Source organism: Blattabacterium cuenoti (assembly GCF_014251755.1).
Taxonomy (GTDB): Bacteria; Bacteroidota; Bacteroidia; order Flavobacteriales; family Blattabacteriaceae; genus Blattabacterium; species Blattabacterium cuenoti_AN.
In genome coordinates, this window is record NZ_CP059200.1 from 230,714 (window position 1) to 254,653 (window position 23,940).

The following is a 23,940-nucleotide window of genomic DNA, read 5'->3' on the forward strand; positions in this document are numbered from 1 at the left end:
CTGATCAACCAATTTCATTTCATTCAATTCAATTTTTTTGATAAAGATTCTATAAAATATTTACAAATTTTTCCGGGATCCTTTTTTTTCATAAAATATTCTCCAATTAAAAAACCTTCAAATCCTTGCTTTTTTAATTTCAATATATGATTGATATCATTAATTCCACTTTCTGCAATTTTTACATAACTATTAGAAATTTTCGAAGATAAATTCAAACACCGATTATAATCCACAATAAAAGTTTGTAAATTTCTATTATTAATTCCTACAATATCAATATCCAAATTTTCTGTTATTTTATCTATTTCAAATTCATTATGAATTTCAATAATAACTTCTAAATCAATACTTTTTGATAATTTAGAGAAGTTATATATTTGGTTTTTAGAAAGAATTCCGGCAATTAATAAGATCACATCAGCTCCTATCGATTTAGATTCTATAATTTGATATTCATCAATAATAAAATCCTTTCTTAATATAGGAATCGAAACTATAGATCGTGATTTTTTTAAATTTTCATTTTTACCAAAAAAAAAATGTTGATCTGTAAGAATAGATATTCCACTCACTCCTGCAGATTCATAATCTTTTACTACTTTTTCTATTAATGCCGTATTATTAATAACTCCTTTAGATGGAGATTTGCATTTAAATTCGGCAATGATCCCCGTATGGCTACTCCTTATCTTTTTTACAAGAGAAAAGGTTTTTCTTTGAAAAAGAAAACTTTTTTCCAATTTTTTTATAGGGTGTATAATTTTTTTATTGGATACCTCTTTTTGTTTTACCGATACAATTTTTTCAAGAATATTCATTATAAGCTTAATAATTTTTTTAGAATATTCTTTGCTTTTCCACTTTTTAACGAACGTTTTGCTTTATCATAATTATTTTCAAGACTATCTTGATTTAACAAACATAATGCAAATGTGGCATTTGTTAAAACTACTTCATTTTGAGCTAAAGTTCCTTCTCCAGATAAAACGCTAATAAATATACGAATATTTTCTTCTGTATTTTTTCCTCCTTTTAATTCATATGGATTTACTTTAACCTTTTTTTTTCCTATTTTTAATTCTTCTATAGAATAAAATCGTTCCCCTTTTGGGGAATAACATTTTACATCACTAGTAAGCGTAATTTCATCGTAACCATCTAAACTGTGAATAATCGCATAATTATTTTTCGTATTTTGATACATATAATAATATATTCTTGCCAATTCTAAATTATTGACTCCTAATAATTGATTTTTTGGTTTTCCTGGATTTAACAATGGACCAAGTGTATTAAAAATTGTTTTAACTCCTAATTTCTTTCTTATTCCAGATATAATATTTAATACGGGATGAAATATAGGAGCATGTAAATAACAAATTCCTACTTTATCTAATTGATTTTTCAAATTTTCTTCTTTATTAGTAAAATGATATCCTAATCCTTTTAATATATTGGAAGATCCAGTAATAGAGGTAGAATTAAAACTTCCATGTTTAATCACTTTTTCTCCTGTTCCTGCTACTATAAAACATGCTAAAGTAGAAATATTAAAAGTATTTTTTCCATCTCCACCCGTTCCTACAATGTCAATAGCATTAAACTCTGTAAGATTAATTTTTATAGATAGTTCCATCATAGCTTGTTTAAAACCTACTATTTCTTCTAAAGTAGGATATCTCATATGATATATAGTAGCTATAGCTACAGCTTGTGTTTGATTAATTTTTCCTTTTGATAATTCTATCAAAAGATTTTTAGCTTCCTGTTTTGTCAATGTTTTTTCTACAAAAAGACTTTCTAATATTTTATTCATAATATATTTTTAAATTCAACCAATTATCTATAATTTTTTCTCCATATGGAGTTAAAATAGATTCTGGATGAAATTGTACCCCACACACATCATAAAATTTATGACGTAAAGCCATAATTTCTCCCTTATTTCCAATAGCTGTAACTTTGAGTTCTTCAGGAAAGTTATGTGGAGATATAATCCAAGAATGATAACGTCCAACTTTAATTTTTCTAGGTAATTGTTGAAACAAAATTTCTTGTGTATCCACAATTTTGATTAAACTAGATATTCCATGATAAACCTTTTTTGTATTTAGAAGACAAGCTCCAAAAACTTCTCCTATCGCTTGTTGACCTAAACAAATTCCAAAAATACTTTTAGTAGAATAAAAAGTTTTTACTAAAGGTTTCAAAATATGCGCTTCATCAGGGATTCCAGGTCCTGGGGAAAGAATAATTTTATGATATTTCTCTATATCAGAAAGTTTAATTTCATTATTTCTAGATACTTGTACAGGATTTTTTGTTAATTTTTTTACAGTATGTACAAGATTATAAGTAAAAGAATCATAATTATCCAAAATCAGTATTTTATTCATCATAAATACTTCATATATTTTTAGCTAGTTCTATAGCTTTAAATAAGGCCATTAGCTTATTATTCACTTCTTCCAACTCTTTTTCTTCTTTAGAATCAGAAACAATTCCTGCACCAGCTTGAAAAAATAAAGTATTATTTTTACTTACAAAAGAACGAATGACTATAGCCGTATTAATACAAGAATTATTTAATCCAAAAAAACCAATTGCTCCCCCATATATACCTCTATGTTGATTTTCAATTTTATCAATCAATTCCATCGCTTTATATTTAGGAGCTCCAGAGAGAGTTCCTGCAGGAAAAGTATCTCCAAATACTTTTATAATTGATAGATTTTTTTCTAGTTTTCCGGAGACTTTAGATACCATATGAAATACATGAGAAAAAACTTGAATTTCTTTAAATTCTTCTATTTTTACGTTAGAAGAATTTTTACTCAGATCGTTTCTCGCTAAATCTACTAACATGACATGTTCTGCATTTTCTTTTGGATTTTTTGCAAGATTTTCTGAAAGTTTTTTATCCTTTTCTTTATTTCCTGATCTTTTGATTGTTCCTGCAATTGGATTTATATAGGCAATTTGGTTATTAATAATGAGTTGTGATTCTGGAGAAGATCCAAATAATTTATAATTTCCATAATCGAAATAAAAAAGATATGGAGAAGGATTTATAAATCGCAAAGCACGATACACATTAAACTCATCTCCTTTAAATTTTTGTTGAAATTGACGAGATAATACTATTTGAAAAACATCTCCACGTAAACAAGCTTTGATTCCTAGAGATACCATCTTTTTGTATTCTACATCTGTTACATTTGAATAACGATTTCCAACAGATTTAAATGGAAAAGATAGAAAAATTTTTTTTTGAATCAATTCTATCAATTGATTTATGTAAGTTTTTTTTTTAAAATCAGAAAATTGATGTTCAATAACATATATTTCATGATGAAAATGATGGAACACTATCAAGTTTTTATAAAAACACAATCGTATTTTTGGAATATTATATATTTCTTGAATGGGAGCATGAAATTGAATATTTTCAAAATATTGAATACTATCATAAGATAGATATCCATATAAACCGGAATAAGAAAAAGTTGTATTTTCATTCTCAAACTTTTGAAAAAAATCCTCAATGAAAATTTGAATGTCTAACTTTTCGTTTAGAAAAATATGTTTCTGAACACAATTAGGATATGATATTCGTAATACATCTCGATCTAAAATCAGTTCAGAAATAGGATTAATACAAAGAATAGAAGAATTTTTTTTGGTAATCTGATAATCAAAAGATTCTAATAATAATGTATTAGGAAAAATATCTCTTAATTTGAAATATAATTCTATTGGTGTAGTACGATCAGCCAAAATTTTTTTATGAATAGTTCTAAAATTAAATTTTAACATGGCTTAGTGGGATTTTGATATGAGAAAAAAAATTGTCATAAAAACAATCCTAAAACAAAAATATTGCATAAACAATATTGAAGAATACACCATTTAAATGACATTTACATTATGCAAATATAAATAAACTTTTCCTATTTTTTTTTGATTTTAATTATCGATCATTCAATTTATCATTCAATTAATATGAAAATATTCATTTTTATTGTTTTTCTTTTTGTCTCTTTTGATAACATGGAAGAAAAAATGATGAAAATACATATTGATGAAAAAAAAACAGAAAATATGGAGTTTTATCATCCTACTTATCAAGATTATAAATATTGGACGGAAGAAAAAGACATAAAAAAATGTTTTTTAGAAAAATCTTTTTCCATAAAAAAATATCATTCTCATAATTTTTTGAAATCTGATGAAATCGGATTATTCAATAATGGAAAAGATTTGTTTGTTCCTATAGATGAAAAATTTCTTATAGAAAATTTTAATAAACAAATGCCTAAAAAAATGTTTTTTTTTAAGGATCCTTTTTTTTATCGTGAAAAAATTCAATATTTCGATGTTCGAACTCCTATTTCGGAAATTCTTTATATAAATGACTTTTTGAAAAAAGAAAAAACATTAGGTGTTTTTTTTTCTCAAAGTTTTAATGAAAAAATTAATTATTCTATAGATTATAGAAATTTTCATTTACATAACGAACCTGACTTAAAAAAAAGGAAAAATTTAGTACTAACTACTTTCAATTTTAAAGATCATCATAATGATTATAATTATAAATCTTGGGGTCATTATCTTTTACAAAAATTGGATACAGAAGAAAAAGAAGAATTTCCAAAATGGAATATTAGAAATTATAAAAATGCTTTCTTATCTCATAAGAAATTAATTCATAGTCGATTTTATATAAGTTTTATTCAAAAAATTTTGGATTTCAAAGAAAAAAACAGGTCATTTTTCTTGAAAACTTATATAGAATACGAAAAATATTTTAAAAATCATTCGTTTCAAAATTTTCAAAAAAAAATAAATCATTCTTATTTAAGAAATGGTTTATTTCTAATATTCAATCAAAAAAAAATCCATATAGAAATCGGATCTATTTTTGATAGAATACATTATCAATTATTTAATAATAATTATAATAATAAAAATAAATATATCAATGGGTTATCAATACAAACTAAAATTCATTATCCCATTAATAATATTTTCGAATTGTATTCAAACGGAAAATGGATTGTAGAAAATAATAATATTAAAAAGTCTTTATTTCAGACTAATGTTATGTTATATGCATTTTTATTTCCAAAATTTGAGATTCTCACTCAATTGAGTATTGATGAAAATGATAATGGGATTTACAATAATTTTATTCCTATTTATGTTTTAAAAAAAAATAAAGATTGTTATAATAATTATTATAATCATGAACGAAAAAAAACAATGAATTTTTCTTTAAATTTTGACAAAGAAAAATATTATATTTCCTTTTATGTTTCTAGATTGAATCATTTTTTTCAACATCAGGAAAAAAAAATGGAAAAATTTTTTTCATATGGATTTAATATCAAAACAACACATGATATATGGAAATTTCAATTAAATAATATTTTATTATATCAAAAATATAATTCTGATTCATTAATTTATTCTATTCCAAAATTTTTATCGAGAAGTACAATTTTTTATCAAGATAGTTACTTTCATAAAGCTTTATTTATACAAACAGGTTTTTCTTTTCATTATTTCAGTAAATTTTTTTATCCAAAACAAGATAATCTTTTTGATTTTCAGTCATTTTCTTTTGAAAAAGAGTGTTTTTCTCCTCCTCAAATTGGAGGAATTCCTTTTGTGGATTATTTTTTCAATTTTAAAATCCATAGAACTATGTTTTATTTCAAGATCCAAAATATAGGATTTTATGATATTTATAACCCTCATGATAATAAATTAGTTATTAAAACTGGTTTATTGTGGAATCTTTTTACTTGATAAAAAAAATTAATCTGTAAAAAAACGTAATTTTATTTGTCAAAAATGAATGAAAATGAAAAAGTTTTTTTATTTCGGATTATTTTTTTTGATGTCATTGTTTTCTTTTTCACAAAATTCACAAGAAAAAAATAAAGAAATAGAAAATGTAATTGAATATGTTAAAAAATATGCTGTTTTTGCTATTGAAGAAATGGAAAAATTTGGGATTCCAGCTAGTATTAAGTTGGGTCAAGGAATTTTAGAATCTTCTAGTGGAAAGAGTTGTTTATCCAAAGCAACGAATAACCATTTTGGAATTAAATGTGGAAAAAATTGGATGGGAGATATTTATTACCATGATGATGATCTTCCAAAAGAATGTTTTCGAAAATATAATTCTGTGAAAGAATCTTTTCATGATCACTCCAAATTTTTACAACAACCACGTTATTCTAAATTGTTTCTTCTTAAAAAAGATGATTATCAAGCTTGGGCTTCGGAACTTAAGAAAGCAGGTTATGCTACATCCTTAAATTATGAAAATTTGCTAATTGATCAAATAAAAAAATATGATTTATGGAAATTTGATCAAAGTACTTCTTTCAAGATAGAAAAAGAAATCAATCAATATTTAAATTACATAATGAAAAAAAATAAAGATTCTTTTTTCAGAAGATTGAGTAAAAAATTACGTTTTTTTATAGAATTTTTTTTTCAATACAAAAAAAATTGAATGGGGTGAAAAACAATCATTTTTGGTTGAGAATTAAAATTTATTGAATATGAATCCTAATAATTTAAGGTATAGTAAAAATCATGAATGGATAGGTATACCAAATGAAAAACATCAAGCTTATGTAGGCATCACTCATTTCGCTCAAAATGAGTTAGGAGATATTGTTTATTTAGATGTAGAAAATTCTATAATAGGAAGAACAATAAAAGTAGAGAATTCATTTGGAACAATAGAAGCGGTAAAAACTGTTTCAGATTTGTTTATGCCTGTTTCGGGATGTATTCTTGCAATTAATAATAAATTATTATCCAACCCAGAACTTATTAATAAAAGTTCTTATAACGAAGGATGGATTATTCAAATAAAAATTATAGAATTCAAAGAATATGATAAATTAATGTCCTCAAAAGAATATCAAAAATACATACAACAGGAATCCAATTAACCAATCAGGAAATACAATATGAAAAAACAGAACATTTTTGATTTTCTTGATGATGAAAAAATTTCAGAAAAAATCATTGATTATCATCATAAAAACATTACTACAGTTCGTTTTTTCATTCCTTCTATTCACTGTGTTTCTTGTGTTTTGATTTTGGAAAGTTTACCGAAACTATATAAAAATATTTTGAATTCTACTGTTGATTTTTCAAGTAAAAAAATTTGGATTACATATAATAATATTGAATTTAAATTGAGTGATATAGCTCAATTACTTGATAGTATGGGATATAAACCTTCTATTAATTTTGAATCTATAGAAAACAGAAAATCATTGGGTAGAAAATTAATAGGAAAACTAGCTATTTCTTTTTTTTGTTTCGGAAATATTATGCTTTTAGCTATTCCAGAATATGTTGGAGCTCTTAAAGAAGATATATGGTTTATGAACCATCGTAATTTTTTTCGCTATCTCATGATGATTTTATCTTTACCTGTCGTCGTGTTTTCTTTTACTGATCATATCAAATATGCTGTATTGGGATTAAAAAAACATGTTTTGAATATGAATGTTCCAATTTCTATTGGAATATTAGTTCTTTTTTTATGGAGTTGTTATGAGGTTTTCTTGGATTTAGGTTCGGGTTATTTTGATAGCCTTTCTAGTTTTTCATTATTTCTACTTATAAGTAAAATATTTCAAATACAGACTCATAATAAAATTCTATCTTTTGATAAAAATTACAAATCTTTTTATCCCGCTTTAATAACAAAAATACATAGTAATAAAAAAGAAGAAAAAATTATGCTTTCTTATTTGAAAAAAGGAGATTTGATTTTAATCAGAAATGAAGAAATTGTTCCTGCTGATTCTATATTAATGAAAGGGAATGCTATATTAGATAATAGTTTTATTACAGGAGAATCTGATTTGATCAGTAGTACAAAAATGGGAGAACGAATTTATGCTGGTTCTAAACAAAAAGGAGAAGCAATTCTGATAAAAGTAATCAAAAATATGGATCATAGTTATTTGAGTTTATTATGGAATAAGAATAAATCTAATCGTCTTCGTCATAAGAAATTATTTGATTTAAATTCAATCTCTACTAGATTCAGTCAATATTTTACTCCTATTATTTTGATAATTACGATTGTAACTGGAATATACTGGTCTTTTAGTCATGATGTTTCAAAAATTTTTCATACAGTTTTTTCCGTTTTGATTATTACTTGTCCTTGTGCTTTAGTTCTTTCTACTCCATTAATTTTCGGAAATATGATACGTGTTTTTTCCAAAAAGGGTTTTTATGTAAAAGATATTTTCACAATGGAAAGAATTTCGTCATCTAAAACTTTAATTTTTGATAAAACTGGAACTATAACTGATCCCAATAAAGAAAAAATATTTTTTGTAGGAAATATGAAAAATGAAGAAAAAAAAATGATAGCTTCTTTATTAAAAAATTCAAGTCATCCTTTAAGTCAAAAAATATTATCAGAATTATCGATAAAAGATTTTTATTTTATAAAAAATTTTAGAGAAATTATAGGGAAAGGATTAGAAGGGATCATAAGAGATGTACCGGTTAAAATTGGATCTTCCAAATATTTAGGGATTACAAATAAAATAATTAATGAAAATGAAATTAATCAAACTACAGTTTTTATTTCGATAAATCATAAGTTCGTAGGGTATTTTCTATTTAGGAATTATTATCGTGAGGGTATAGAAAAAATGTTTCAAAATTTAAAAGAATATAAAATTGTTATTCTTTCTGGAGATCATAATGATTTAGAAAAAAAATATTTAAAATCTATTTTACCAAAATCAAGTCAGGTTTTTTTTAGTCAAAGTCCAGAAGATAAATTAAATTATGTGAAAAAATTACAAGAAAAAGGAGAAACAATTATAATGTTTGGAGATGGAATTAATGATTGTGCTGCGTTAAATCAAAGTGAAGTAGGAATTTCTGTATCCGAAAATCCAACTAGTTTTTTTCCAAGTTGTGATGCTTTTATGCAATCCAATTGTATGAATCAAATTTTTTTATTTTTGAAAATATCCAAAGTATCTACAAAATTAGTATTCATAAATTTGATGATTAGTTTACTTTATAATAGTATAGGAATTTTTTTTGCAGTCACCGGAAATTTAAACCCTTTTATAGCCGCTATTTTAATGCCTTTAAGTTCTTTTTCTGTTATTTTTTTTTCGATGATATCAACTTGGATCGTTTCACGAAAATTAATATTTTAGTTTATGGATATAATAATTATTATGATCTTATCTAGTATTTCTTTAGGAGCATTTTTTCTCATATTTTTTTTAATTTGTCTTTATTCTGGACAATTTGATGATTATGAATCTCCTAGTATTAGAATTTTTATTGATGATTTTGAAAAAAATTAAATTTTCTGATGAAATTCAAAACATATTATTATAATAACAGTATTGTAAAAGCTTTTTTGTATGCTACTATGTTTTGGGCAACAATTGGATTTTTAGCTGGGTTATTTGTAGCTCTATTATTATTTTATCCTGAAATTCCTGAGATTTTTTTTGGTAAAAATCTGAAAGATACTCAAGGGATCATGGGGTTCGGTAGATGGAGAATGTTACATACAAGTACGGCTGTTTTTGCTTTTGTAGGAAATGTGATTTTCACTGGTTATTATTATGCTTTACAACGTTTATTAAAAACAAGAATTTACAGTGATCTCCTGAGTTGGATTCATTTTTGGGGATGGCAAATATTTATTATTTCTACTTGGATTACTTTTTTATTAGGAATTAATACAAGTAAAGAATACGCTGAACATGAATGGCCTATAGATATAGGAGTATTTTTTATTTGGATCATTTACGGAATAAATATGATTGGAAGTATTCTGAAAAGAAAAATTAAACATTTATATGTTAGCATTTGGTTTTTATTAGGAACATGGGTAGCTGTGGGTATGTTACATGTATTTAACAATCTTGAATTACCTATATCTCTTTTATCTTTTAAAAGTTATTCTATATATGCTGGAGTACAAGATGCTTTAATGCAATGGTGGTATGGACACAATGCTGTGGCATTTATTTTAACTACCCCTATACTGGGTTTGATGTATTATTTTGTTCCAAAAGCGTCTAATCAACCAATTTTTTCTTATAAACTTTCCATTATACATTTTTGGTCATTAATATTTATATACATTTGGGCAGGTCCTCATCATTTAATGTACACATCTCTTCCTAATTGGGCTCAAATGTTGGGTACTATTTTTTCAATTATGTTAATCGCTCCTTCTTGGGGGGGGATGTTGAATGGGTTACTTACTTTAAGAGGAGCTTGGGATCAAATGAAAAAAAATCCTATTTTGAAGTTTTTTGTAGTTGGAATTACATGTTATGGAATGGCTACTTTTGAGGGCCCAATGTTAGCAACGAAAACTCTGAATTCAATAGGACATTTTACAGATTGGGTCATCGCTCATGTTCATTTAGGTACTTTGGGATGGAATGGATTTATGGCTTTTGGAATTATATATTGGTTAACACAAAAAATGTGGAATACAAAATTGTATTCTATTTCATTGGCTAATATTCATTTTTGGCTAGGTGTTTCTGGTCTTATTTTATACATTTTTCCCATGTATTGCGGATCTATTTTACAATCTATCATGTGGAAGAAATTTAATCCTGATGGTACTTTAGCTTATAAAAATTTCTTAGATTCTGTTTTATCTATTATTCCATTTTATAAAATGAGATTTGTAGGTGGAATGATTTATTTTTTAGGTTTTGTTTTAATGATTTATAATATTTTTAAAACAATAAAACAAGGTTCTTCATTAGATAATGAAGAATTTCAATGCGATCCTTTTTATGGAAGTTCTGTAAAAGAAGATCAAGGGGATACATTTCACGGATGGTTAGAAAAGAAACCAATACAATTGACAATTCTTTCTTTTATAGCAGTAGCTATTGGAGGTTTTATAGAAATTATACCTACTTTAGTGATTAAATCGAATGTTCCTACAATTCATAATGTTAAACCTTATAAAGCTCTAGAATTAGAAGGTAGAGATTTATTTGTAAGAGAAGGATGTAACGCTTGTCACAGTGCACAAGTTCGTCCGTTTAGAGATGAAGTAGTTCGTTATGGAGAATATTCTAAAGCTGGAGAATTTGTGTACGATCATCCATTTCTTTGGGGTTCTAAACGAACAGGCCCTGATTTGGCTAGAGAAGGAGGAAAAAATCCTAATTCTTGGCATTTCAATCACATGTATAATCCTCGTTCTACTTCTCCTGGATCTATTATGCCAAGATATCCTTGGTTAATTTATAATGAATTGGATAGATCTAATACAGAAAAAAAAGTGAAAGCCATGATAAAATTAGGAGTTCCATATACTTTGGAATACATAAAAAATGTAAATCAAGATATGAATCATCAAGCGAGTCAAATTGTGTATGAAATTTATCAAGAACATCCAAGTTTGAGAAAGAAAATAGATCAACAAAAAAAAAGAGAAAAAGAAAAATTTATTCCATTAGAAAAAAGAGAAATTATAGCTCTTATTGCTTATTTACAACGATTAGGTAAAGATATAAAATCCTAATACGAAAATAAAAAAAAGTTCATGATAAGTTTTTTTAAGCAATACTTTACAGGAGAAAAAAATATAGGGATCTTTCAATCTGTTATGTTAATTTTGTTTTTATTGTCATTTGTTTGTTTAATATTTTTTGTGTTTTCAAAATCTAAGAAATATTATCATAAAATCAGTTTAATTCCTTTAGAATTAGAAAAAGAAAAAAAAAGGAAAGATTATGAGATCTAAAATTCCTTCTTTTATTCTGATTCCTTCTATTTTATCTGTTATCATATTCATGTTTTATGTGTTTTTTGTAAGTTATAATCATATATCTTATTTAGTCCATCCTATTACTATATTTTGTTTTATTATAATTACGGTATTATTGTATATTTTGGAATCTATCAATCATTTGATTTTTAGAATAAAATTGCAATTTCTTTCAAAAGAAAAAAGAAAAAAGATTTTTGAAGAAAATGAAGGAAATTATTTTTATAGACTTTACAGATTTATATTTTATGATTCTAAAAAAATCAATCATGATGAAGTAAAAAAAATAGATCATGGATTTGACGGAATTATAGAATTAGATAACAAATTACCTATGTGGTGGGTTCATCTTTTTTATCTAACAATTGTTTTTTCCGCAATTTATTTTTTTTCTTATTTATTCATAGATTTTTCTAATCCTTATAAGGAATATGATATAGCTTATAAAAATCAATTAAAAGAAATTGAAATTTTTGAAAAAAACACCCCACAAGTAACTATAACAAATGCATGTTTTCAGGAAAAATTAATCAATCATGGTAAAATTCTTTTCAAGGAAAATTGTGCAACTTGTCATCAATCGGATGGAAGTGGAAATATAGGTCCTAATTTAACAGATGATTATTGGATCAATGTAAAAGAAAAAGATTTATTTAAAAACATATATTCTGTAATATGGAATGGGAGCGATAATAATCCGACTATGCGTGCTTTTGGTCAATTAGGAGAAATTAAAGGAAATGATATTGAAAAAATATCCAGTTATGTTTATTTTATAAACCAAAAATATAAAAAACCTTTAATAGGAAAAGCTCCTCAAGGAATAAAAATAAAAAAATGGAATCAGATATAAGTCAAATTATCTTATCCATAGTTAATTTTCTTTTTTTTGATAAAAAACTCAAAGTTTGAATTATGAAAATGAAATTCAATTGGGATACTGGAATCGTGTTATCTTTAGTTTTTTTTATAATCTTTATCACTTATATTGCTTTCTTTTTTCCACATGTAGGAAGTCAACTTGTATCAGATAGATATTATGAAGAAGAAATGAAATATCAAGAAATTATAAATGAGAAAAAAAATGTGTCAAAACTTCCTATCAAAATCAAAGTTTTCATTTTAAATTCTGGAATTAAAATAATATTTCCTCCTGTTAACAATGATATTCATGGTTTTTTTACTTTATTTAGATCTTCTTCTAAAGATTTAGATTTTACGCAGTTTTTCAAACTTTTGAAAAATTCCAAAAAAATATTATTGATTCCTAAAAGATTTTTGAAAAAAGGATATTATAAACTGATAATTCGATGGAAAACAGATAAAAAATTTTTTTTTGAAAAAGATATTTTTTGGAATTAACATAGATAGATATTTTTATCTGTTTCAACATTTTAATATTTTAAACATAATGAGAAAAAATATAAGTAATCTTCGTGAAGAATCTTTAGATTACCATAGCCAATTTCCTTCTGGAAAAATACAAATAACCCCTACAAAAAAATATAGAAGTCAAAAAGATTTATCTCTTGCTTATTCTCCAGGAGTTGCTGAACCTTGCAAGGAAATTGCTCGTTCTTCTATAGAAGTATATAAATACACATCTAAAGGAAATCTTGTAGCAGTGATTACTAATGGATCTGCTGTATTAGGTCTTGGTGATATTGGAGCATTAGCCTCTAAACCAGTTATGGAAGGAAAAGCTCTTTTATTTAAAATATTTTCCGGAATTGATGTTTTTGATATAGAAATAGATGAATCTGATCCAGAAAAATTTATAGAAACAGTAAAAGCTATTGCTCCTACTTTTGGAGGAATTAATTTAGAAGATATCAAAGCTCCAGAAGCTTTCGAAATAGAAAAAAGACTAAAAAAAGAACTTAATATTCCTGTCATGCATGACGATCAACATGGAACAGCTATTATTTCAGGAGCAGCATTACTGAATGCGATTACTTATGTAGATAAAAAAATTCATAAAATTAAAATGGTAGTAAATGGAGCCGGTGCGGCAGCTATTTCTTGTGCAAGAACATATAAACAACTTGGAGTAAAACCTGAAAATATTTTGATGTTTGATAGTAAAGGGTTATTACATGCTTCAAGGAAAGATTTAAATAAAGAAAAAAAAGAATTTACCGTAAATACTTTTCCCATTAAAAAATTGGAGGATGCTATTTATAATGCAGACGTTTTCATAGGGTTATCTATAGGAGGAATATTAACGCCTAAGATGTTAAAAAGTATGGCTAAAGATCCAATTGTATTTGCTATGGCAAATCCTGATCCAGAAATCAATTATAATTTAGCTATTAAAGTACGTCCAGATGTGATTATGGCTACAGGAAGAAGTGATTATCCCAATCAGGTGAATAACGTATTAGGATTTCCTTATATATTTAGAGGAGCATTAGATGTTCATGCTAATGTAATTAATGATGAAATGAAACTTGCGGCAGTACATGCGATAGCTTCTTTAGCAAAAGAACCTGTTCCAGAACAGGTCAATATTGTTTATAATAAGAAAAATATTTCTTTTGGAAAAGAATATATCATTCCGAAACCTTTTGATAATCGTTTAATAACTCGTGTTGCTCCTGCTGTTGCAAAAGCAGCTATGGATTCTGGAGTAGCAAGAAATCCTATTTTAGATTGGAAAATTTATCAAGAAAAATTGCTTGATAGAATGGGTTATGAAACTAAAATACTTCGAATGATTCAAAACCGAGCCCGTACAAATCCTAAAAAAATTGTTTTTTGTAATGGAGAAGAATATGATATTCTTAAATCGGTTCAAATTCTTCACGAAGAAGGAATTGTTTCTATTTCCATAGTTTTAGGAAATGAAAATCGTATCAAACGTTTAATTCATGAAAATCATTTAGATGTTGAATTAGAAATTATAGATCCAGAAAAAGAAGAAAATATAAAAAAAGTAGAAGAATTTTCCAAAATTCTTTGGAAAAGAAGAAATAGAAAAGGGTTAACTTTATATGATTCAAAAATTCGTATGCGTACGAATGATCATTTTGGAGCTATGATGGTGGATCAAGGAAAGGCAGATGCTGTTCTTACAGGGTATTCTAAAAGTTTTTCATTAAGTTTACGTCCTTTGTTAGAAGTAATAGGAAAAGCTGATTTTATACACAACAAAACGGCAGGAATGATGATTTTATTAACAAAACGTGGACCTCTATTTTTAGCAGATACAGCCGTGATTCCAGATCCAACAAGTGAGGAGTTAGCTAGAATAGCTTTAATGGTTTCTCACGTGGTGCAAGGTTTCGATATAAAACCACGTATAGCTATGTTATCTTTTCAAAATTTTTCATCTAATCCTAAAATATCTTCTAAAGTTTCTCAAACAGTCTCTTTTTTACATAAAAAATATCCAGATTTGATAGTATATGGAGAAGTTCACCCTGATTTTGTTTTGAATGAATTTTTGTTATATAGAAAATTTCCTTTTTCTAAACTTGTTAAAAAAAGAGCAAATATTTTTATTTTTCCAAATTTAGAATCAGGAAATTTGACTTATAAATTTATTAGAGGATTAGGAGATGTTCAAACTATTGGTCCTGTCATGTTAGGAATGCGGAAACCAGCACATATTATGCAAAAGCAATCTAGCATAGAAGAAATAGTTAATCTAGCTACTTTGGCTGTAATAGATGCACAAATGAGATCAAATTAAAAAAATGTGTTTTAAAAACACATTTTTTCCAAAAAGAATTCGTACTTTTTTTTCAAAAAAAATGGGAATAGAGCTAGACGTATAAAAAATAGGAAATTTATTATAGATAGGATGGAAGCATAATAATTTTTCTTCACTTAATTTTTTTTTTATTTCTTGTACTACTATTTTTTGAATATCAATTAAATGAACTTTTCCATGAAAAAAATTTTTGATTTCTTGTTTCAAAAATAAATAATGAGTACAAGCCAATAATATTGCATCTATTGATTTTAAGTGATTTAAATAATTTTTTATAATAGGATTTATTTTTTTTATTTCCCAACCATTTTCTATAATAGGGGCTAATAAAGGAGTAGACATTTGAATGACATCTAAATGATGATAGTATCTTTTGATTTTTTTTGTATAAAAATTTGAATGTATCGTAGCAGGCGTAGCAATGATTCCTATTTTTTTATAAGAAAGAAAAACTGTGTTTTTTACAACAGGATCTATAACATTAAATATTAATATTTTTTTATGAAATTGTTTTTGAATCAGATCCAAAGCATTAGATGCAATAGAATTGCATGCTATGACTAAAGCTTTACATTTTTTTTCATAAAGAAAAGAAGCGATTTTCATAGAATTTTTTATAATAAATTCTTTAGATTTTTCTCCATAAGGCATATTTTTTGTGTCTCCAAAATAAATAAAATATTCATTAGGCATTTGAATTTTCATTTCTTTAGCTATTAAAAGTCCGCCAATTCCAGAATCAAATATCCCTATTGGAGATAATGGACTGATTTTCATATTTACATTAAATTAAATGGAAAACGAATTATAAAATCTAATACAGAAAATAAAAATAAAACCGGATGAATAATTTTTTTATGTTGATTTTGATATAATTTTTTGTAAAAAAGAAGAAATATAAAAAATACTAGAATCATCGTGATTGTATGTTCAATCAGATTGAAACAAATTTTTTTTTGTTTGAAAAGATTAACAATCTCAATTTTATTCAAAATTTGAACAAGGATAATAATGAATATTGATAAATATCATTTCATTCCCATGATGAAAACAATCATCAACAAAATCATGATATTTTATTATAAAAATTTATTCATTATTTATTAACTAATTAAAATTTTTTTACTCAATTTTTTTTTCAATCTAGCAGCTTTATTCACATGTATAATATTTTTCTTGGCTAATTTATCTATCATGGAAAGAACAATAGAATATTGTTTTTTGTTTTTATTATCTATTAACAATTTTTTAATAGCTGTCTTAGTACTTTTATACGCATATTTATTACGTAATCGTCTAGTATGATTCTGTCTAATTCTTTTTAAAGAAGATAAATGATTTGCCATAAAAAATAATTATAGCCCATAGGGGAATTGAACCCCTCTTTCCAGGATGAAAACCTGACGTCCTAACCAATAGACGAATGGGCCTTTGATCAAATAATAATTAATGATACAAATTAAATTTTTTTTATCTTTAATACAAGTATTTTGTTTTTGTTTATATTTGGGTATCTCTTTTCTTGATCTGTTTTTGTTTTAAACAATAAAAAAAGTTTATCATAAATTCTAAAATTCTTTTACTTATAATTTTTTATTATCATCTTATTTCTATTTCATTATATGGAAATGTGGAATGCAATAAAAAATATGAAAGAATTTCTTTCAGGAAAAAAAAACAAAATATGTATAGAAATAATTCAAAAAATTATTTTCAATTTTTGAATCAAAAACTGTTTTTTAAAGAACAGATAGAATGCATTATAGAAAAAGCTAAAAATTACATGTATACTCCATATAAATATGGAGGAAATAATACCAAAACTGGAATAGATTGTTCCGCTTTAATCAAAAATATTTTTGCCTCCTATCATATATTCTTACCACGTATTTCTTACAATCAAGCCCAAAAAGGTTTTTTTGTTCCCAAAAACAAAATAAAAAAAGGAGACTTATTATTTTTTTCAACAACAACAGGAATATCTAAAAAAATCAATCATGTAGGAATGGTGATCCATACGAGCAATAAAAATATATCTTTTATTCATGCATCTACATCCAATGGAGTGATTATCTCTCAATTATATAAAAAATACTGGAATCATAAATTCATTATGGCAAGAAGAATTTTTTTTTCTTCAGAAGAAAGAAAAATCAATTAAAAAACCTAAAGATTCTAAGTCCTTCCAAAAATTAGGATATGATTTTTCTACAACATTGGGTTTTTCTATTTTGATAAAATCATAGCATAATCCAAATGTAGAAAAAGACATTGCCATTCTGTGATCTTGATAAGTTCGAATTCTGATAAAAGAATCCATTTTTTTTCTATAAAAATCTGTTATTTTTAAACAAGATTTCGTAATTTTTGTTATCACCCCAAATTTTAAAAGCTCTTCTTTCAATGCTTGTAATCTATCTGTTTCTTTAATTTTCAATGTTTCTAATCCTTTTAAACTGCATTTAATGCCAATCGCTGCACAAGTAACAACAATAGTTTGAGCAAGATCTGGTGTTTTATTCAAATCTAATTCAATAAATTTTGGTAATAAAAAATTCAATTTTTTCTTTAATGTTATTACATTTTTATCAAAAATAGTAGATATTCCAAAATATTGATTGTATATATTACAAACTTCTTTATCTCCTTGCAAACTCTTATTGCTATATGAACGTAAAATAATATGGCTTTTCTTTGCAATAGCGGACATAGAATAATAGTAAGAAGCAGAACTCCAATCTGATTCTACAGAAAAACATTTTTTTCCCTGATTTTTGATGGGATAAATATGAATCATTCTTTCTTTCCAATCAGCTTTTATTCCGGCTAAAGTCAGTAAATCGAAAGTCATTTTTATGTAGGGAATAGATGTAATATTTCCTTTTAAATAAATTTTTAATCCCATTTTAAATTGACTAGATATTAACATAAGAGAACTTATATACTGACTGCTAATTTTTGCATTCATATCTATTTCTCCTCCTAAAATTTTTTTTCCAAAAATTTGTATTGGAGGAAAGCCTTCTTTTTCTAAATAATAAATTTCGGATCCTAGCTTTTTTAGAGCTTCTACGAGTACAAAAATCGGCCTTTCTTTCATTCTATCTGATCCTGTTAATATTACTTTTTTCCCTTCTTGTATAGAGAAATAAGAGGTTAAAAAACGCATAGCAGTTCCCGCATGATGAATATCTAATATATTAGAAGGACTAATTAAACTTTTTTTTAATATTTTTGTATCTTCACAATTAGAAAGATTTTCAATATGAATGTCATCTTTATAAATAGCTTTTAAAATTAAAAGACGATTAGATATACTTTTAGATCCCGTTATAGATATAGAACCATATAAGGCCCTCTTATTTTTGTAAATTTTAATATAAGAAGACATATTTTTTATTTCAATTTTTTATTTTTATGATGTCTGACATGATCTCTTCTTTTCTTTTTTTCTAATTTTCTATGAAATGATTTTTCCAAATCTATTCCAGTCTGATTTGCTAAACAAATTATAATAAATAATACATCTGATAATTCTTCTCCAAGATCTTCATTTTTTTTACAGTTTTTTTTTTTTGATTGTTCTCCATAATTTCTAGCAATAATTCTAGAAACTTCCCCCACTTCTTCAGATAAAAGAATTGTATTCGTTAATATATCAAAATAACGAATTCCATAATTTATGATCCAATTATGAACTAATTTTTGTAAATCTTTAATTTCCAATATCAATAACTTATTGTTTGTTTTTATTTTTCAAAACGAATTCTACATGATTTATAATAGATTCACGATCAATATCATATTTTTTTAAAAGTTCCATAGGCTTTCCACTTTCTCCAAAAATGTCGTTAACAGCTACTAAACTTTGAATAACAGACCATTTTTTATTCTTAACAGTGGTCAATACTCTGGCAATACTTTCTCCTAATCCTCCCCAATAATTGTGTTCTTCTGCAGTAACAATACATTTTGTTTTATTAATCGATTTCAAAATTGTATGTTCATCTAATGGTTTAATTGTATGAACATTAATAACTTCACATTCTATTCCTTTTTTTTCGTATAAAATCTTAGATGCTTCTAAAGACTCCCAAACTAAATGTCCTGTACTAACAATAGTAACATCTTTTCCCTCTGTTAATACTACCGCTTTTCCAATTTCAAATATTTGATCTTCATCTGTAAAATTAGCTACAGAAGGACGACCAAAACGTAAATATACTGGACCAAAATGATTAGATATGGCTATCGTTGCGGCATAAGTTTGATTATAATCACAAGTATTAATCACGGTCATACCAGGTAACATTTTCATCATTCCTATATCTTCTAAACTTTGATGTGTTGCTCCATCTTCTCCTATCGTTAATCCAGAATGAGAAGCACATATTTTTACATTTTTGTAAGAATAAGCAATGGACTGTCGTATTTGATCATAAACACGAGATGTAGCAAAATTAGCAAATGTTCCAGCAAATGGAATATATTCCCCAATACTAAGTCCAGCTGCAATTCCTATCATATTAGCTTCTGCGATTCCTATTTGAAAAAATCTTTCAGGAAATTCTTGTGAAAACTGATCCATAAACAAAGAAGTCGTAAGATCTGCACATAATGCGACTACTTTATGATTTTTTCTTCCCAAAAAAGTTAAAGCTTTTCCAAAACCGGCTCTCGTTTCTTTTAGTCCTTGATTTTCATATTGTCTCATAATAAAAAAATATATATTATAATGGATAGTCTCCTAAAGAAGTTTCAGGAAGTTGATGTAAAGCTTTCTTCAATTCTTCTTCATTGGGAGCTTTTCCATGCCATGCATTATTTCCCACCATAAAATCTACACCATATCCCATTTGAGTATATAATATGATTAAAATAGGTTTTCCTTTTCCAGTTTCATTTTGGGCTTTTTTTAAAATGTTAATCACTTTTTCAATATTGTTTCCTTCTAATTCTTCTAGAACTTTCCAATCAAAGGATTCGAATTTTTTTTTTAAATCTCCTAAAGGTAATACTTCATCTGTTGTCCCATCTATTTGTTGCCCATTATAATCTACAGTAGCTATATAATTATCTATTTTTCTAGAACCTGCATATAAAACTGCTTCCCAAATTTGTCCTTCATTTAATTCTCCATCTCCATGCAAACTGTAAATTATACTACTCAATTCTTTGTTTAGTTTTTTTGATAAAGCAGCACCAATAGATATAGACATTCCTTGTCCTAAAGAACCAGAAGAAATTCGTATTCCGGGTAGTCCTCCATGTACAGATGGATGTCCTTGTAAACGAGAATTTAACTTTCTAAAAGTAGATAATTCTTTAATCGAAAAAAAACCAGAACGAGCTAATATGCTATAATAAACAGGAGATATATGTCCATTGGATAAGAAAAAAAGGTCTTCTCCTTTCCCATCTATAGAAAATTTATTTGAATTATAATGCATGATCTTTTGATATAAAGAAACCAAATACTCTGTACACCCTAAAGATCCACCAGGATGTCCAGATTTTGCGTTATTTACCATACGTAAAACATCTCTTCTCACTTGAATACACAAATCTTTTAAATAACGTACATTCATTTTTTTCAATTTTTGTTTGTATATTTTTTTCGTGTTTGACTATTTCACAAAAGTAACAATTAATTTCATTATGAGTATTCTCAATAGAAAAGCAAGATTTAAATATCATTTTATGGAACATTACGTATCTGGAATACAATTATTTGGTACAGAAGTAAAATCAATAAGACAAAATAAGGCCAATATAATGGAAAGTTTTTGTCAAATGAGACATGGAGAGTTGTATTCTATCAATATGTATATAGCTGAATATAAATTTGGAACAAACTGGAATCACTCAAGTAGAAGAGAAAGAAAATTATTATTGAAAAAACAAGAATTAATAAAAATCAATAAAAAATTAAAAAATCCAGGTTTAACTTTAATACCCATAGAATTATTTTTTAATGATAAAGGATATATAAAAATGAAAATAGTTTTAGCTAAAGGAAAAAAAACATATGATAAACGTGAATCTTTGCGTAAAAAAGATTTTTTTAGGGAAATTCAGCAATCTTTTAAATTAAAAAATCGTATTTAATTTATTTTTGAAATCAAATCTTTATATTTGTTTAGATTTAAAGAAATTATAGTTTTATGAGAAACGTCAATTTTTTTATTATTGCTTTATTTACTTTTTTTTCGTCTGTTTTTTCCCAAGAAGATTCGAAAGAAAAATGGTTTATCCGAATAGGAGCACATGATATAAATTATTATCCGATAACGTCTCCTTTTGAAGGTTTTTTTCTAAAAAAGAATAATAGTTTTAATCCCGTTATTTCTAGCATAGAATTAGAACATCAGATCAAGAAACATATGGGAGTGTATTTAAATGCTTCATTAGGAATGGTAGACAATCCAAGATGGAAAATAGAAAATAACTTTTTTATGAAGTTAAGTCATGGAGTGAATTTATATATGTTACCTCATAACAAGCATAACAAGTTTGATCCTTATTTAAAATTGGGATTAGGTTATCATAAATTCAATAATTATCTCAATAGAGAATTGAGAATTTCAGAAACAAAATATTTTAAAACGAATAAAAAAAATTTTTTTCTATTAAATAGTGGATTAGGGTTTAATTTATGGATGGTTCCTAACTTTGGATTTAATGTTCAAAGCACTTATAATCAAATATTTGCAAAACAATCAGAAGATTATTTAAATTTTTGGAAACATAATGTAGGATTGATTTTCCGTTTTGGTGGAACCCTACAAATTCATAAACATGATCATAAAACGGTTGGAGAAACAGATCAAGATAATTTTTATTCCGTTCTTCCCATTAAAGAAAAAGAAGAAGAAAAAGAAAAAAAAATTTGTTGTAATAATCAAGAAGACTCAGATAATGATGGAGTTTTAGATCAGGAAGATTCCTGTCCAAATCAATTTGGATTAAAAAAATTTCAGGGTTGTCCAGATACAGATTTAGATAATATTCCGGATCAGGAAGATTCCTGTCCAAATCAATTTGGATTAAAAAAATTTCAGGGTTGTCCAGATACAGATTTAGATAATATTCCGGATCAGGAAGATTCCTGTCCAAATCAATTTGGATTAAAAAAATTTCAGGGTTGTCCGGATACAGATTTAGATAATATTCCGGATCAGGAAGATAGATGCCCAAACAAATTTGGAAAAAAAGAACATCAAGGATGTCCTCATGTAGTTTTTTATCCTATTTTATTCAATTTTGGTAAATTTTCATTATCTCCTCATTCTTTAACAAAAATTAATAAAATTGCTGAAATCATGATTAATATTCTTCCTAATTCTAAATTTTACATCAATGGATATACAGATCCGAATGGAAAATCCGATTTGAATAAGATTCTATCTGTAAAAAGAGCTTATTCCGTATTTGAAGCTTTAGTATCTAAAGGGGTAGATGCTTCTAGAATAGAAATTAGAGGATTAGGAATCGAAAAGAAAAAAGGACGATGTGTTGAAATCATAATCAAAAAGTCATAAAATCATAAATAAAAAAAGTCTCTTGATTTTCAAGAGGCTTTTTTGTTTGTCTGAAAAGAGATATATACACTTACTTGATAAAGTATTAGAAGAGGAATTAATACGATGATTGTACTTAAAATATCTCCAGGTGTTATAGCAGAAGCTATAACTAACAGGATCAGAAAAGCATGTTTTCTGTATTTTTTTAAAAATGAATAAGATATTAATTCCATTTTAGTTAGAAAAAATATAAGAAATGGAAATAAAAAAAGAATCCCCATAGAAAACACGGAATGAACGATTAAAGAAATATAATCTGATAAATCAAATATATTTTTCGGAATATAACTTATTCTAAAAGAATATCCAAAATGAATTAAAAATGGACATAATACAAAATAACCGAAAAAAATACCTAATAAAAACAAAAAAGTAACCATGATCAATATCCATAGAGAATATTTCTTTTCTTCATCCGAAAGAGCCGGTTTAATAAATTTCCAAAATTCATAAACAACATAAGGAAATGATAAAATGACTCCTCCTATGAAGCAAGTCCATACATAAATATTGAATTGACCAAATATTTGTCTATTTTGTATTTCTAAATTTTTATCTAAAAAAGAAACGGAGTTCAAATGTATACCTAAAAATGAATTTGCTAATTTGTAAAAAACACGGTAAGTAATGAAATCTGTTTTTGCGGGACCAAAAATAATGTAATCAAATATAATATATTTATTGTTCATTAAAATAATCATTGCAATAATGATTGCACAAAGACAATGAATTATATGTTTTCTTAATTCCTCTATATGTTTCCAAAACGGCATTTTATTTTTATTCATTAAAATTAAATTTTA

Annotated in this window: 24 protein-coding genes and 1 tRNA gene; 13 read left to right on the plus strand and 12 right to left on the minus strand. The window is 25.8% G+C overall.

Annotated elements, in window-relative coordinates; all coding sequences use genetic code 11:
- Positions 1 to 23: 23 nt before the first annotated feature.
- From trpC to H0H57_RS01115, 4 genes are read right to left on the minus strand one after another with little or no spacing between them, the layout of a single operon-like run.
- The gene (gene trpC, locus H0H57_RS01100) at positions 24 to 821 is read right to left on the minus strand and encodes an indole-3-glycerol phosphate synthase TrpC (protein WP_185863994.1); all 798 of its coding nucleotides are present in this window, start codon (positions 819 to 821) and stop codon (positions 24 to 26) included.
- On the minus strand, positions 821 to 1,819 hold the full coding sequence (gene trpD, locus H0H57_RS01105) for an anthranilate phosphoribosyltransferase (RefSeq protein WP_185863995.1): 999 nt from the start codon (positions 1,817 to 1,819) through the stop codon (positions 821 to 823). The genes trpC and trpD overlap by 1 nt, the downstream gene beginning before the upstream one ends.
- Positions 1,812 to 2,402, minus strand: coding sequence for an anthranilate synthase component II (locus tag H0H57_RS01110; RefSeq protein ID WP_185863996.1), 591 nt, complete (start codon positions 2,400 to 2,402; stop codon positions 1,812 to 1,814). Before H0H57_RS01110 ends, trpD begins: the two co-directional genes overlap by 8 nt.
- Positions 2,403 to 2,409: 7 nt before the next feature.
- Positions 2,410 to 3,819, minus strand: a complete 1,410-nt coding sequence (locus tag H0H57_RS01115) for an anthranilate synthase component I family protein (protein ID WP_185863997.1) — start codon at positions 3,817 to 3,819, stop codon at positions 2,410 to 2,412.
- Between the two features lie 186 nt (positions 3,820 to 4,005).
- Between H0H57_RS01115 and H0H57_RS01120 the strand changes: the two genes are divergently transcribed.
- From H0H57_RS01120 to H0H57_RS01165, 10 genes are all read left to right on the plus strand, one after another.
- Positions 4,006 to 5,814, plus strand: coding sequence for a putative porin (locus tag H0H57_RS01120; RefSeq protein ID WP_185863998.1), 1,809 nt, complete (start codon positions 4,006 to 4,008; stop codon positions 5,812 to 5,814).
- Between the two features lie 55 nt (positions 5,815 to 5,869).
- Positions 5,870 to 6,529: a glycoside hydrolase family 73 protein gene (locus H0H57_RS01125; protein ID WP_185863999.1), complete on the plus strand. Its 660-nt coding sequence runs from the start codon at positions 5,870 to 5,872 to the stop codon at positions 6,527 to 6,529.
- 49 nt (positions 6,530 to 6,578) lie between these two features.
- Positions 6,579 to 6,977 carry a glycine cleavage system protein GcvH gene (gcvH, locus tag H0H57_RS01130; RefSeq protein WP_185864000.1) on the plus strand — a complete coding sequence of 133 codons (399 nt, stop codon included), beginning with the start codon at positions 6,579 to 6,581 and terminating at the stop codon, positions 6,975 to 6,977.
- 18 nt (positions 6,978 to 6,995) lie between these two features.
- Positions 6,996 to 9,236: a heavy metal translocating P-type ATPase gene (locus H0H57_RS01135; protein WP_185864001.1), complete on the plus strand. Its 2,241-nt coding sequence runs from the start codon at positions 6,996 to 6,998 to the stop codon at positions 9,234 to 9,236.
- 3 nt (positions 9,237 to 9,239) lie between these two features.
- Entirely contained in the window at positions 9,240 to 9,389 is a 150-nt protein-coding gene (gene ccoS / locus H0H57_RS01140) for a cbb3-type cytochrome oxidase assembly protein CcoS (RefSeq protein ID WP_185856946.1), read from the plus strand.
- A gap of 8 nt (positions 9,390 to 9,397) precedes the next feature.
- Positions 9,398 to 11,593, plus strand: a complete 2,196-nt coding sequence (ccoN, locus tag H0H57_RS01145) for a cytochrome-c oxidase, cbb3-type subunit I (protein WP_185864002.1) — start codon at positions 9,398 to 9,400, stop codon at positions 11,591 to 11,593.
- A gap of 21 nt (positions 11,594 to 11,614) precedes the next feature.
- On the plus strand, positions 11,615 to 11,815 hold the full coding sequence (locus H0H57_RS01150) for a CcoQ/FixQ family Cbb3-type cytochrome c oxidase assembly chaperone (RefSeq protein ID WP_185864003.1): 201 nt from the start codon (positions 11,615 to 11,617) through the stop codon (positions 11,813 to 11,815).
- Positions 11,805 to 12,692, plus strand: coding sequence for a cbb3-type cytochrome c oxidase N-terminal domain-containing protein (locus H0H57_RS01155; RefSeq protein WP_185864004.1), 888 nt, complete (start codon positions 11,805 to 11,807; stop codon positions 12,690 to 12,692). Before H0H57_RS01150 ends, H0H57_RS01155 begins: the two co-directional genes overlap by 11 nt.
- 62 nt (positions 12,693 to 12,754) lie before the next feature.
- The gene (locus H0H57_RS01160) at positions 12,755 to 13,201 is read left to right on the plus strand and encodes a FixH family protein (protein ID WP_185864005.1); all 447 of its coding nucleotides are present in this window, start codon (positions 12,755 to 12,757) and stop codon (positions 13,199 to 13,201) included.
- Between the two features lie 49 nt (positions 13,202 to 13,250).
- A complete protein-coding gene (locus H0H57_RS01165) occupies positions 13,251 to 15,533 on the plus strand; it encodes an NADP-dependent malic enzyme (protein ID WP_185864006.1) in 2,283 nt (760 codons plus the stop codon).
- Here the strand turns inward: H0H57_RS01165 and murI are convergent.
- The 3 genes from murI to H0H57_RS01180 all read right to left on the minus strand — a co-directional run bounded on the left by murI (position 15,525) and on the right by H0H57_RS01180 (position 16,984).
- Positions 15,525 to 16,331, minus strand: a complete 807-nt coding sequence (murI, locus tag H0H57_RS01170) for a glutamate racemase (protein WP_185864007.1) — start codon at positions 16,329 to 16,331, stop codon at positions 15,525 to 15,527. The genes H0H57_RS01165 and murI overlap by 9 nt on opposite strands.
- A gap of 326 nt (positions 16,332 to 16,657) precedes the next feature.
- Entirely contained in the window at positions 16,658 to 16,900 is a 243-nt protein-coding gene (gene rpsT / locus H0H57_RS01175; RefSeq protein WP_185864008.1) for a 30S ribosomal protein S20, read from the minus strand.
- Positions 16,901 to 16,912: 12 nt separating this feature from the next.
- A tRNA-Glu gene (locus H0H57_RS01180) sits at positions 16,913 to 16,984 on the minus strand.
- A 254-nt stretch (positions 16,985 to 17,238) separates the two neighbouring features.
- Between H0H57_RS01180 and H0H57_RS01185 the strand changes: the two genes are divergently transcribed.
- Positions 17,239 to 17,715 (plus strand): C40 family peptidase, encoded by a 477-nt coding sequence (locus tag H0H57_RS01185; protein WP_238784335.1) that lies wholly within the window; start codon positions 17,239 to 17,241, stop codon positions 17,713 to 17,715.
- On the opposite strand, the gene H0H57_RS01190 is transcribed toward H0H57_RS01185, so the two are convergent.
- Genes H0H57_RS01190 through H0H57_RS01205 form a run of 4 tightly spaced genes read right to left on the minus strand, consistent with a single transcriptional unit; the run spans position 17,692 to position 21,142 of the window.
- Positions 17,692 to 18,945 carry a 3-phosphoshikimate 1-carboxyvinyltransferase gene (locus tag H0H57_RS01190; protein ID WP_185864010.1) on the minus strand — a complete coding sequence of 418 codons (1,254 nt, stop codon included), beginning with the start codon at positions 18,943 to 18,945 and terminating at the stop codon, positions 17,692 to 17,694. The two genes, H0H57_RS01185 and H0H57_RS01190, sit on opposite strands and share 24 nt — an antisense overlap.
- Positions 18,946 to 18,950: 5 nt before the next feature.
- The gene (locus H0H57_RS01195; RefSeq protein ID WP_185864011.1) at positions 18,951 to 19,280 is read right to left on the minus strand and encodes a nucleotide pyrophosphohydrolase; all 330 of its coding nucleotides are present in this window, start codon (positions 19,278 to 19,280) and stop codon (positions 18,951 to 18,953) included.
- 10 nt (positions 19,281 to 19,290) lie between these two features.
- Positions 19,291 to 20,268 carry a transketolase family protein gene (locus H0H57_RS01200; RefSeq protein ID WP_185864012.1) on the minus strand — a complete coding sequence of 326 codons (978 nt, stop codon included), beginning with the start codon at positions 20,266 to 20,268 and terminating at the stop codon, positions 19,291 to 19,293.
- 16 nt (positions 20,269 to 20,284) lie between these two features.
- Complete coding sequence (locus H0H57_RS01205; RefSeq protein ID WP_185864013.1) at positions 20,285 to 21,142, minus strand: transketolase; 858 nt, start codon at positions 21,140 to 21,142, stop codon at positions 20,285 to 20,287.
- A gap of 70 nt (positions 21,143 to 21,212) precedes the next feature.
- Between H0H57_RS01205 and smpB the strand changes: the two genes are divergently transcribed.
- Positions 21,213 to 21,662 (plus strand): SsrA-binding protein SmpB, encoded by a 450-nt coding sequence (gene smpB, locus H0H57_RS01210; protein WP_185864014.1) that lies wholly within the window; start codon positions 21,213 to 21,215, stop codon positions 21,660 to 21,662.
- Between the two features lie 56 nt (positions 21,663 to 21,718).
- Positions 21,719 to 23,095 carry an OmpA family protein gene (locus H0H57_RS01215; protein ID WP_185864015.1) on the plus strand — a complete coding sequence of 459 codons (1,377 nt, stop codon included), beginning with the start codon at positions 21,719 to 21,721 and terminating at the stop codon, positions 23,093 to 23,095.
- Between the two features lie 29 nt (positions 23,096 to 23,124).
- Here the strand turns inward: H0H57_RS01215 and tatC are convergent, their stop codons facing one another.
- Entirely contained in the window at positions 23,125 to 23,925 is an 801-nt protein-coding gene (tatC, locus tag H0H57_RS01220; protein WP_394798855.1) for a twin-arginine translocase subunit TatC, read from the minus strand.
- Positions 23,926 to 23,940: the final 15 nt, after the last annotated feature.